The sequence below is a fragment of the Lentzea terrae genome, from assembly GCF_003265345.1.
Lineage (GTDB): Bacteria > Actinomycetota > Actinomycetes > Mycobacteriales > Pseudonocardiaceae > Lentzea > Lentzea terrae.
This window is the reverse complement of the sequence record NZ_QFWW01000019.1, coordinates 1-213: the sequence shown is the minus strand read 5'-3', so window position 1 is coordinate 213 and position 213 is coordinate 1. Positions and strand designations below refer to the sequence as shown.

Below are 213 nucleotides of genomic sequence, written 5' to 3'. Positions count from 1 at the left end.
CCAGTGCAGTACCATCGGCGCAGAAGGGCTTAACTACCGGGTTCGGAATGGGACCGGGTGTTTCCCCAACGCTATAACCACCGAAACTCTGTGGAGTTGTACCTGCGGCGATCGGAATGCCGCTCGGTTCTTCCAGAACCGCACAGTGGATGCGTAGCGTCTTTGTAACAAGTCCTCGGCCTATTAGTACCAGTCAGCTCCAACCGTTACCGG

1 other annotated feature is annotated in these 213 nt (G+C 56.3%).

Features of this window, described 5'->3' with window-relative positions:
- Positions 1 to 85, bottom strand: a sequence feature (5S ribosomal RNA rRNA prediction is too short).
- Positions 86 to 213: the final 128 nt, after the last annotated feature.